Source organism: Noviherbaspirillum malthae (genome assembly GCF_015352985.1).
In the GTDB taxonomy this organism is placed as follows: domain Bacteria; phylum Pseudomonadota; class Gammaproteobacteria; order Burkholderiales; family Burkholderiaceae_D; genus Noviherbaspirillum; species Noviherbaspirillum malthae.
Genome location: NZ_JACYXF010000002.1, coordinates 208123 through 219723 on the forward strand (window position 1 = coordinate 208123; position 11601 = coordinate 219723).

At 62.2% G+C, this 11601-nt stretch carries 8 protein-coding genes; 2 read left to right on the forward strand and 6 right to left on the reverse strand.

All coding sequences use genetic code 11. The features are described from left to right. Nucleotides 1-12: 12 nt before the first annotated feature. Complete coding sequence (locus IGW03_RS04780; RefSeq protein ID WP_194721384.1) at nt 13-759, forward strand: pseudouridine synthase; 747 nt, start codon at nt 13-15, stop codon at nt 757-759. Here IGW03_RS04780 and kefC read toward each other — a convergent pair. The 5 genes from kefC to IGW03_RS04805 all read right to left on the reverse strand — a co-directional run bounded on the left by kefC (nt 732) and on the right by IGW03_RS04805 (nt 7033). Beyond that, entirely contained in the window at nt 732-2594 is a 1863-nt protein-coding gene (gene kefC / locus IGW03_RS04785) for a glutathione-regulated potassium-efflux system protein KefC (protein WP_194721385.1), read from the reverse strand. The two genes, IGW03_RS04780 and kefC, sit on opposite strands and share 28 nt — an antisense overlap. Beyond that, nucleotides 2584-3201 (reverse strand): glutathione-regulated potassium-efflux system oxidoreductase KefF, encoded by a 618-nt coding sequence (kefF, locus tag IGW03_RS04790; protein WP_194721386.1) that lies wholly within the window; start codon nt 3199-3201, stop codon nt 2584-2586. Before kefF ends, kefC begins: the two co-directional genes overlap by 11 nt. Nucleotides 3202-3274: 73 nt before the next feature. Beyond that, a complete protein-coding gene (def, locus tag IGW03_RS04795; RefSeq protein ID WP_194721387.1) occupies nt 3275-3811 on the reverse strand; it encodes a peptide deformylase in 537 nt (178 codons plus the stop codon). A gap of 16 nt (nt 3812-3827) precedes the next feature. Then, on the reverse strand, nt 3828-5903 hold the full coding sequence (gene ligA, locus IGW03_RS04800) for an NAD-dependent DNA ligase LigA (RefSeq protein ID WP_194721388.1): 2076 nt from the start codon (nt 5901-5903) through the stop codon (nt 3828-3830). 2 nt (nt 5904-5905) lie between these two features. Continuing rightward, nucleotides 5906-7033, reverse strand: coding sequence for a cell division protein ZipA C-terminal FtsZ-binding domain-containing protein (locus IGW03_RS04805; protein ID WP_194721389.1), 1128 nt, complete (start codon nt 7031-7033; stop codon nt 5906-5908). Between the two features lie 580 nt (nt 7034-7613). On the opposite strand from IGW03_RS04805, the gene IGW03_RS04810 reads away from it, so the two are divergent. Further along, the gene (locus IGW03_RS04810) at nt 7614-7853 is read left to right on the forward strand and encodes a hypothetical protein (protein WP_194721390.1); all 240 of its coding nucleotides are present in this window, start codon (nt 7614-7616) and stop codon (nt 7851-7853) included. A gap of 87 nt (nt 7854-7940) precedes the next feature. Here IGW03_RS04810 and smc read toward each other — a convergent pair whose 3' ends face one another. Then, nucleotides 7941-11471 carry a chromosome segregation protein SMC gene (gene smc, locus IGW03_RS04815; RefSeq protein ID WP_194721391.1) on the reverse strand — a complete coding sequence of 1177 codons (3531 nt, stop codon included), beginning with the start codon at nt 11469-11471 and terminating at the stop codon, nt 7941-7943. Nucleotides 11472-11601: the final 130 nt, after the last annotated feature.

Below are 11601 nucleotides of genomic sequence, written 5' to 3' on the forward strand. Positions count from 1 at the left end.
ATTGCATTTCCGATGACCGAACCTGTCCGCCTTTCCAAACGCATGTCCGAACTGGGACTTTGCTCGCGCCGTGAAGCCGATGAATGGATAGAACGCGGCTGGGTCCGCGTGGACGGCAAGATCGTGTCCGAACTCGGCAGCAAGGTGCTGCCGAACCAGCGCATCACGGTAGAGCGCCAGGCGAGCGCCCAGCAGGCGCGCCGCGTCACCGTGCTGATCAACAAGCCGGTCGGCTATGTGAGCGGCCAGGCCGAGGACGGCTACAAGCCCGCCGTCACTCTCGTTGGCCCGGAAACCCGCTGGAAGGAAGACAAGGCACCGATCCAGTTCCATCCCAGCCAGCTGCGCAGCCTCGTTCCTGCAGGCCGCCTGGATATCGATTCCGTCGGCCTGCTGGTGCTGACCCAGGACGGACGCATCGCCAAGCAACTGATCGGCGAGGACACCTCGATCGAGAAGGAGTACCTGGTGCGGGTGCAATACTCCAAGCCCGGCCGCCTGCCCGATGCCGATCTCAAGCTGCTTAACCACGGCCTGTCGCTCGACGGCAAGAAGCTGCTGCCGGCCAAGGTGCGCTGGCAGAATGACGACCAGCTCAGCTTTGTGCTGCGCGAAGGCAAGAAGCGGCAGATACGCCGCATGTGCGAAGCCGTGGGATTGAAAGTATTGGGGCTCAAGCGGGTGCGGATCGGCCGCGTGATGCTTGGCGACCTGCCCCCCGGCCAATGGCGCTATTTGGGTTCCGACGAAAGATTCTGATCCACCATCGCGGCAATCGGGGACTGGCCTTCCCGCCCCCAGTCGCGGCTATGCTTTTCCACCGTGATTTCGGCGTCGCGCGCGAACATCGCTTCCAGTTCCTCGCGCGCCTGCACCGCCAGCGAAACCATCTGCTCCTGGTCCTTGTAGTACGGATAGACGTTGTGCAGCGTCCTGAGGTTATGGGCCCGGAATTTCATTGCCGCCTGCCGGGCCTGGAACGCGTTGAAGCCTAGCGTTTCAAGGGTGCGCCGTCCAAGTTGCAGCGCCGCCTCGAACGTTTCACGTTCGATGACGGTAACACCCCTGTCCATCAGGTCGTAATAATGGGTGACGTTGCGCGCGCGAGCCAGGATGGGCAGGTCGGGAAATTCATGCCTCACCGCGTCAACCAGCCTGATGCTGTCTTCCACAGCGTCGAGCGCAACGATCAGCGCCCTCGCCTTTTGCGCACCTGCCGCGCGCAGCAGGTCGATGCGGGTCGCGTCGCCGTAGTACACCTTCAGGCCGAACCGGCGCAGCAGGTCGATCTGGTCCGGATCGTGGTCGAGCACCGTGACGCCGATACGGTTCGCAACCAACAGGCGGCCGATGATCTGCCCGAACCTGCCGAAACCGGCAATGATGACCGGCTGCATTTCGCCGTCGATGGCATCGTCGGACCGCGTCCTGTCGCCGGCAAAGTATGGCGCGATCAGCTTGTCGTGCAGGACCAGCAGCAGCGGCGTGGTGACCATGGACAGCGCCACGACAACCAGCAGCGTCGCTGCAACCTCCTCCGAAAACACCCGCGCGGCAGCGGCCGCAGCGAAGATGACGAAGGCAAATTCGCCGCCCTGCGACAGCAGGATGGCAAAGAAAGGCTGCTGGCCCGGCAGGATGCCGAAGCGCTTGCCCAGGAGGTACAGAATAACGGCCTTGATCGCCAGGAAACCGGCTACCAGTCCCAGCACCAGCAGCGGCTCGCGCACCAGCACGCCGAAGTCGATCGACATGCCGACCGCGATGAAAAACAGCCCGAGCAGCAAGCCCTTGAACGGCTCCAGATCGGTTTCCAATGCATGCCGGTATTCGGAGTCGGCGAGCAGCACGCCGGCCAGGAAAGTGCCCAAGGCCATCGACATGCCGACCGACTGCATCAGCAATCCGATGGCAATCACCAGCAGAAGCGCAAAAGCAGTGAAGATTTCACGGATTCCGCTCTTGGTAATCAATCGAAAAAGCGGACGCATCAGATAACGCCCGGCGAACACCAGCACGGCCAGCACCGCGATCACCTTGAGCGCGGTCATCCAGCCGTTGGCATCGCTGTCGGCGACGGTGCCGCCCAGCATGGGAACGATGGCAATCATCGGAATCGCGGCAATATCTTGGAACAGCAGAATGGCAAAGCCGGCGGAGCCCGCCGCCGTCGCCATCAGGTGACGCTCTCCCAGCGTGGCCAGCGCGATGGCGGTCGACGACAGCGACAGGCCGAGCGAGCCGATCAGCGCGGTTTTCCAGTCGATGCCCAGGGCAAGTCCGGCAAGGAACAGCCCGAGGGACACGAAACCCACCTGCGCACTGCCCCAGCCGAAAATGGAGCGGCGCAGCGACCAGAGCCGGCGCGGCTCGAGTTCGAGCCCGATCAGGAACAGCAGCAGCACGACGCCGAATTCCGAGAAATGCAGGATATCCTCGACGCCGCTGATGAGGCGCAGACCCCAGGGGCCGATTGCTACGCCGGCCATCAGGTAGCCCAGCACCGAACCCAGGCCGAGCTTCTTGGCGATCGGAACGGCGACGACCGCCGCCGACAGGTAGATCAGCGCATTGGGCAGCAGGTCATTCGTCATGAGGATCTTCCGGCTGAAGTTCGGGTGTGATGGGGTCTTCGTCCGCGCGTGTCAAGATGGTCCGAGACCAGGACGGATATTCGATCAGCCGGTTGCGGTATTCCGCCGCCAACGGCTCGACTTCGGTTGCCTCCTCCTTGCGCAATCCGTGCACGATGAGCGGCGGCAGCCAGCGCATGCCGCACAGGTGCGCGGTCTGCTCGTAGGGCGGAAGGAAATCGCTGAAATGGCGGCGGTGGGAACCTCCGGGCTGATAGGCGCCGGCCGGACTGCCGGTGGACGCCACGAGCCAGATGTCCTTGCCGCGCAAGGCACGGCCTTCGCGCCCGTAAGCCCATCCATGCTCGAACACGACATCGATCCACTCCTTCAGCAGGCCGGGCATGCTGTACCACTGGACCGGATGCTGCAGGACGATCAGGTCGCTTTCCTCAAGCAGCGCCTGCTCTCGGGCGACGTCGATATAGAAGTCGGGATAGGTCTGGTAAAGATCGTGCACGCGGACATTGTGCAGGTCCCTGACATGCTCCAGCATCCGCTTGTTGATATGGGAAAGATGGCTGGCGGGATGGGCGTAGACGATGAGTATGGAAGGCGGCGTTGTCATTTGGATCGGCGCGTAACGGAGATTCGTGATATCAGGCGCCCGGAGTGCATTCGCATTCCTTCAATACTACGCATCAGTCGTCGCTTGCAGCATCGAGCTGCGGAAACAGGATCTCGGTAAAGCCGAACTGGCTGAAATCCTTGATGCGCATCGGATATAGCGTGCCGGTCAGGTGATCGCACTCATGCTGCACCACGCGCGCATGGAAATCCTCGGCGTCACGGCTGATCGCGTTGCCGAACTGGTCGACGCCTTCGTAATGCAGCCGCCTCCAGCGCGGCACCACACCCCGCAGGCCGGGCACCGACAGGCATCCTTCCCAGCCGTCCTCCATGTCATCGGACAGCGGCGTGATGACCGGATTGATCAGGACCGTCTCGGGCACCGGCGGTGCATCGGGATAGCGCGGATTCTGCTTGAAACCGAAGATCACCACCTGCAGGTTGACGCCGATCTGGGGCGCGGCAAGACCGGCGCCGTTGGCCGCGCGCATCGTATCGAACATGTCTTCGATCAGCGCGTTCAGTTCCGGCGTGCCGAATTCCCGCACCGGCTCCGCCTGCCGCAGCAGGCGCGGATCGCCCATTTTCAGAATGTCTCTGACAGCCATGTTCTGCTCCTCGATCCTATGTTTCGTCCAACAAGGCCAACAGCGCGGCTTCGTCGAGAATCGGCACCCCAAGTTCCTGCGCCTTGACAAGCTTGCTGCCGGCTTCTTCGCCTGCAACGACATAGCTGGTTTTCTTGGACACCGAGCCAGCCACCTTGCCGCCGGCAGCCTCGATCTTTGCAGCCGCCTCGTCGCGCGTCAGGTTGGGCAAGGTGCCGGTCAGCACGAAGGTCTTGCCTGCCATCGGCTTGGGCGCTATCGCAGCCGGTTCGCTTTCCGGCCAATGGATGCCTGCGGCGCGCAGCTGTTCGATCAATTCCCGATTGAGCGGGTCCGCCAGGAAGCTGGTGATGGAACGCGCCACCACCGGGCCGATATCGGCCACCTCAAGGAGCTGCTCTTCGCTGGCCTCAAGGAAGCCGTCCAGCTTGCCGAAATGCCGTGCGAGCTCTTTCGCGGTCGCCTCGCCCACATGCCGGATGCCCAGTGCATAAATGAAGCGCGCAAGTGTCGTGGACTTGGATTTTTCCAGCGCGTTGAGCACGTTCTTCGCAGACTTTTCCGCCATGCGGTCCAGCTCCGCCAGCGAAGTCAGGCCGAGCTTGTACAGATCGGCGGCGGTGGTGATGATGTGCTTGTCCACCAGCTGTTCCACCAGCTGGTCGCCGAGACCTTCGATATCCATCGCCCGCCGCGAAACGAAATGCAGCAGGCCGCCCTTGCGCTGGGCCGGGCACTTGACCCAGCCGCCGGAACAGCGTGCCACCGCCTCTTCTTCCGGACGCACGATGGGAGAACCGCACACCGGGCACGCCGAAGGCATGACAAAGGGACGCACATCGGCCGGCCGCAGCTCGGGCACGAAGGAAACCACTTCCGGTATCACGTCGCCGGCACGGCGCACGATGACGGTATCGCCGATCTGGATGTCCTTGCGCCTGACTTCATCTTCGTTGTGCAGCGTCGCGTTCGTCACGTTGACGCCTCCGACGAAGACGGAAGCCAGCCGCGCCACCGGCGTAATGGCGCCGGTACGGCCAACCTGGACGCCGATGTCCTGCACCACCGTCATCGCCTCTTCGGCCGGGAACTTGTGGGCAATCGCAAAACGCGGTGCCCGGGAAACGAAACCGAGCTTCTGCTGCTGCTCGAGCCGGTCCACCTTGTAGACCACGCCGTCGATGTCATAGGCCAGCCCGCGCCGCTTTTCGCCGATCTCATGGAAGAATTTCAGCAAGCCGCTCGCGCCTTCGGCGACCGCTCGCTCGCGGCATACGGGCAGGCCGAGCGATGCATACCAGTCCAGCAAGGCGGAATGGGAATGCGGCATTTCCGCGCCTTCCAGGACGCCGATGCCGTAGGCGAAGAAGCGCAGCGTGCGCTGGGCGGTAATCCTGGAGTCGAGCTGGCGCAGACTGCCCGCAGCCGCATTGCGGGGATTGGCGAATTCCTTCTGCCCGGCCTCGCGCTGGCGCTCGTTGAGCCGCGCAAAGTCCGCCTTGAACATCAGCACCTCGCCGCGCACATCGAGCACAGCAGGCGGATTGTCGGTATGCAGGCGCAACGGGATGGCGCGCACCGTGCGGATATTGGGAGTGACGTTTTCCCCGGTGGTGCCGTCACCGCGGGTGGCCGCCTGCACCAGCCTGCCGTTTTCGTAACGCAGGCTGATGGCCAGGCCGTCGAATTTCAGCTCCGCCGAATAGACGACCTCTTCCGCCTGGCCCAGGCCTTCGCGGACGCGGCGGTCGAAGGAAACGATGTCTTCCTCGCCGAAGGCGTTATTCAGCGACAGCATCGGAATCGCGTGCCGCACCTGCTCGAACTGGGGCAAGGGCTTGCCGCCCACGCGCTGGGACGGCGAATCCGAGGTCAGCAGGTCAGGATGCGCCTGTTCCAGCTCAACGAGCTCGCGGAACAGCTTGTCGTATTCGGCGTCCGGAATGGTCGGATTGTCGAGCACGTAATAGGCGTGGCTATGCCGGTTGAGCTCTGACTTCAGCCAGGCGGCACGCTCCTGCCAGTGGCTTTCCTCCGGCCGGCCGGCCATCGACTCGGCGGCGGAGGGTTCGGTGAACATATCTGGCTGCATCGTCAACTGAACAGGCGGAGGGCACGGGTCGAACCCGCGGGCACATTCGATGACTCCATATGGCGGTAGAAGTCGTTGACCTGCTCGGCGATTTCGGCAAGAGCCGTGTCGGACAAGGGCTGGTTGCCGTCGTCAACCACGACGCCGTCTAGGCGGGATGCCAGCATGCGCGCGCATGCAATCATCGCACCGAAGCCGTCGTGCGATGGTGTTACGCGCGGCACGTCGAGCAGCAGGGTCAGGCGCGACGTCGTCTCTTCCGCGAGCGTGACATTGGTCGACAGCGAAAACAGCACGCCGCCTTCGCCGTCGGGCATCACCAGCCGTCCGTCCGGACGCAGATCGAATCCCTGACGCTCCAGCGCGCCGAGCAAAGTGTTGATGGCCCAAGGCGCACTGCGCGCATGGACATTGACGCTGAGCTGGGCATCGTATTCGGCGACGAACTGGTGCAACGACTTGGCGCTCGCCATCACCGCGCCCATGTCGGGCACGTCGGGTTCGGCATCGATCTCGTCGGCGATCTGGCGCAGGCGCATGATCAGCTCAGAGTATTCGATTTCATTGAGCGCGCTGCTGCGGTTCGCCAGCTGCACGCCCGCAAACAGTCCGTAGTAGGTCACGCCGTTGGTGACCGGTTCCCAGTTGCCGTCCTCGCGCTGTCCGATGAACTGCACAGGCTTGTTGCCCACATGGCGCAGGGGCTGCAGCTTGGGCAGGATCTTCTCGCCGCTGACCGGCGGCGAAGCCAGTTCCAGCGCGATTGCGCAGTCGATGAGTTCATCGATGGGCAATTCCTTCTGTACGGCCGCGGCCGCGGGTGCGGGCGCTTCCACCGCTTCCTCGGGTGCGACAGCGCCTTCGGTGAAGGTGGCGTCCACTGCTGTTGCAACGGGCGGTGCGGCTTCGTTGCCGGAAATCATGTCTTCCGGCGCCAGGGTGGGTTCGTGGCGGTCGGCAACTGGCTTCTTTTCCGCGGTGCCGGGCTGCATCAGCACATCGTCATGCTCGGAAGCAAAAGCACGCTGTACGGTTTTCTTTGCCTTGTGCTCCTGCCATTTGTTATAGCTGATAACGCCGACAAGGATCGTGCCGCCAATGGCCATGAGGCTAGCTTGAAGGTCGGTCATGCGCTTGCCTTCCGAAGAGGTTCAAGGAGGTGGATCGAATGCATAGATAGTTTGAGGCGGCTCCATTGCCGCCTGCACTGAGTTATTTTCATCACCGGATCAGCAGTTCCCAGATAGCGGCATGACGAGCTTGCAATGCAGGTTTGGGAGTTCGTGTTACACACAAATAGTTGAACCGGATAAATTTGGAAAATCAGGGTAGTGTTCCTCGATAACGTTGTCAAGCTGAACACCTTTGGACGATAAAACCGCTCTATTTGATGCTTCCAGGAAAAAATGTACGTGCGGAATTGATCATTGCCGAACCTGCGGGTTCACACCGTTGACCGCCATCAACACTTGCTACATCGGCGAGCTGAAGAATAACAACTGTTCCGGAGCGACACATTTCCACCGTTAAACTGGATTGATGAAAGTCGCTCCGTATTCACCTTGCGCAGGAAAGCATACCAACTTCCTCTCCCTTATGGGGAACGGCTCTGTCCGGCACAGGCTGCAGAAACAGACGCAGACTCTGTCAGACATGTTCCCCGAGGTGCGTCAGGTCAGGACAATGGCAACCAGCATCCAAGGAGCAAACATGAATACACACCTGGAAAAATCGAAATTCGATGTATCCGCAAAAGAATTCAAACTGCAGGAACTGGCGATGTTGTCACTGAGTCCCGTCATCCGATCCATCCAGAACTGGTGGCTGCAGCGCGCAGAAAAGCACTACCTGATCTGCGCCGACGTCGAACTGCAACGTGCAAAGGAAGCGCAGATGAACGTCGCCTATTACCAGAAGCGCGCCGCCCTCGCCCGTTCCTCCCGCATCTGAACCTGTCTGGGCGGGGCAAGCCGCTTGCGGCCGGCGTTGCCCCACACTCGCCGGTTTCTATGAACGCGGCGGCTGCAACTCTCGAACTCACGCAGCCTGCGCTTCGCTCGCGAAATTCGCTGCCGACTCCATGTCGACGGCAACGATACGCGACACCCCCTGTTCCTGCATGGTCACGCCGATCAGCTGCTGCGCCATTTCCATGGCGATCTTGTTATGCGAGATGAACAGGAACTGCGTCTGGGACGACATGCGCTTGACCATGTTGCAAAAGCGCTCGGTATTGGCGTCGTCCAGCGGCGCATCGACCTCGTCCAGCAGGCAGAACGGCGCGGGATTGAGCTGGAACATCGAAAACACCAGCGCGGTCGCCGTCAGCGCCTTTTCGCCGCCCGACAGCAGGTGAATGGTGGCGTTCTTCTTGCCGGGCGGCTGGGCCATGACCTGCACGCCTGAATCCAGGATTTCCTCGCCTGTCATGATCAGCTTGGCCTGACCGCCGCCGAACAGCACCGGGAACAGCTCCCCGAAGTGCTTGTTGACCTTGTCGAAGGTATCCTGCAGCAGGTCGCGGGTTTCGCGGTCGATCTTGTTGATTGCATCTTCCAGCGTGCTGATTGCTTCCGACAGGTCGGCATGCTGGGCGTCGAGGAAGTTTTTCCGTTCGGAGGCTTGCGCGAGTTCGTCCAGCGCAGCCAGGTTGACGGCACCGAGCGCGGCAATTGCATTGGTCAGGCGGGTGACTTCGCCTTGCAAATAGCTCGGCCGCATGTCGGGATTGAGCTTTTCGGCGAGTGAAGCTTCATTGGCCTGGGCTTCCGCCAGCTGCTGCGCGAACTGTTCCTGGTTCAGGCGCGCGGCCTGTTCCTTCAGCTGCAGTTCCATGATGCGGTCGCGCTGCGGCTGCAGGCTGCGTTCGGCCTGCATGCGGGCTTCTTCGGTATGACGCAGTTTCTGCGTCAGCTGGTCGAGTTCATGGCGGGCATCCGCCAGCGCCCGTTCCTGGTCGGAGCGCCGTTCCAGCAGCGATTGCAGGCCGGCCTGCGCCGCCTGGTCATCCAGGCTTTCCAGTTCCAGATGGCCCTGCTCCATGCTGGCAAACAGCTGGGCCGACTGCTCCTTCGCAGTTGAAATGCCGCGCTTGAGTTCCTCAATCTTGTTGCGGTGCGCCTTTTCGGCAAACTCGGCTTCCTGCGCCGCGCGTTCCAGTTCCCGCAGCCGCTGGCGGGCATCATTGAGCTGCTGTTCCTTGGCGAGGTAAGCCGTCTGGCCGTCCTCATGGCTTTCCTGCAGCGCGGCGAGTTCGAGATCGAGCTGTTCGAACTTCGCTTCCGATTCCGCCCTGGCCTGCTGCTGCTCAGCCTCTTCGGCCGCAATTTCGGCGAGATCCGATGCGATCTGCGTGCTGCGCTGATTGAAGCGCTCCTGCACCTCCGAAAGCTTCATCACATCCAGCTGCAGACCGTGAACCGCCTGGGTGAGGCCGGAGACGCGCTGGCGCAGTTCCTGCAGCCGCTGGGTGGCCGCCGTCACTGCCGCCTCGGCGCGCACCACGCGCGATTTCGCTTCGTCGGCAAGCATCTGCTGGGCACGCAGCTGCTTGGTGATGTTCTCGATTTCCTGCTGCCGCGCCAGCATGCCGTCCTGCTCGGAATCCGATGCGTAGAACCGCACGCTGGTCCGGCTGATCACATGGCCCTGCCGGGTGACGAAACACCCGCCCGCCGGAAGCTTGGCGCGATCGACGAAGGCGGCGTTGACATCCTCGGCCGCATAGACATGGTTGAGCCAGTCCTGCATCAGCGCGCGCAGGCCGGGATCGTTGAGCTGCAGCAGACTGATGAAGGGCTTGAGACCGGCAGGCGCGTCGGAAGCCGCCGGTGCCGCCACGTCGTTTGCGGTGAACAGCGCCAGCTTGGCCGGCGGCGCGTCGTTGAAGAAGGCCTTCGCCCATTCGAGGTTGGACACTTCCAGCGCCGAGGTGCGTTCGCGCAGCACCGATTCCAGCGCGGTTTCCCAGCCCTGGTCGATATGCAGCTTCTGCCACAGCCTCGGCAGTTCGCCCAATTCATGCTTTTTCAGCCAGGGCTGCACCTTGCCCTGGGTCTGTACGTTTTCCTGCAGCTGCTTGAGCGCATTCAGGCGCGCTTCCAGCTTGGCATTGTTGGCAGTCTCGGCATTGACCTGCTGCTGTGCGGCGCTGCGCTCCTCTTCGAGTCTCGGCTGCTGTTCCTGCGCGGCTTCCAGCTGTTCGCGGGCCTCTTCCAGCGTTGCCTGTTTTTCTTCCAGCTGCATCTTCAGGTTGTTCAGATGCGTGGCATCCGGCATCGACATGCCGCTCTTTTCCTGCGACAGTCGCTCACGGCGCGAGGCCAGGTTGGCCAGGATGTTGGAGGCATTGCGCTGATGGGCGGATTCCAATTCGATCTGCTGCTGAATCTGCATGATCTTGCCGCGCGACTCGGTGGTCTTGAGCTGCGCTTCGCGCCAGGCCTGTTCCAGCGCCGGAATCAGATCGTTCTGGTTGTGCGCCGCCTGCTGTGCCTGCTCCACCCGCATGCCGTGCTCTTCGAGATGCATCTCGGCTTCTTCCAGCTCTTCCTGCTGCTGGGAACTCTGGCGCTGCCACTGGTCGCGCTGCGCGGTCAGGGAATTGAGCTGGGTCTGCAGGCGGCTGCGCGATTCGATCACGAACTTGATCTGCGCTTCGAGGCTGCCGATCTCGGAGTTGGTCTGGTACAGGTTGCCTTGGGCCGTATGCATGCGGTCGCCCGCTCCGTAATGCGCCTGGCGCATGTGCTCGAGTTCGGTTTCGACATGGCGCAGCTTTGCCGTCTGTTCTTCCAGATCGGTCTGGGCCTTTTCGATGTCGCGGAAGAACTTTTCCTGCTCGGACTTGGCTTCGTTCTTGCGCAGCAGCCAGAGCAGCTTCTGCTTCTCGTCCTGGTCAGCCTGCAGTTCGCGGAATTTCTGCGCCACCGCGGCCTGGGCTTCGAGTTTTTCGAGATTGGCATTCAGCTCGCGGAGAATGTCCTCGACGCGGGTCAGGTTCTCCCGGGTATCGTGCAGGCGGTTTTCGGTTTCCCGGCGCCGTTCCTTGTATTTCGACACCCCGGCCGCCTCTTCGAGGAAGATGCGCAGGTCTTCGGGGCGCGCTTCGATGATGCGCGAGATCATGCCCTGGCCGATGATGGCGTAGGCGCGCGGCCCGAGGCCGGTGCCGAGGAAGATGTCCTGGATGTCGCGGCGGCGGACCGCCTGGTTGTTGATGTAATAGGTCGACGTGCCGTCGCGCGTCAGCGTGCGCTTGACAGCGATCTCCGCATACTGGCTCCACTGCCCGGCGGCGCGGCCGTCGGCGTTGTCGAACACCAGTTCCACCGACGCCCGGCCGGCGGGCTTGCGGGACGTCGAGCCGTTGAAGATGACGTCCTGCATGGATTCGCCGCGCAGTTCCGAGGCCTTCGACTCGCCCAGCACCCAGCGGACGGCATCCATGATGTTCGACTTGCCGCAGCCATTGGGTCCGACGACGCCGACCAGCTGGCCCGGAACCTGGAAATTGGTCGGATCCACGAACGACTTGAATCCCGCTAATTTAAGAGAAGTTAAACGCACTTTATCGACTGTTCCAGACGAGTTGACTCGGGTCGAGGCAAGCGCCCCGTAAAAGGGCCTTATCATATCATTTCAAGTCCTGCGCACATCACTTTCCCGGCCGCAGGAACGCTGCGCGGCGCAGGTGCGA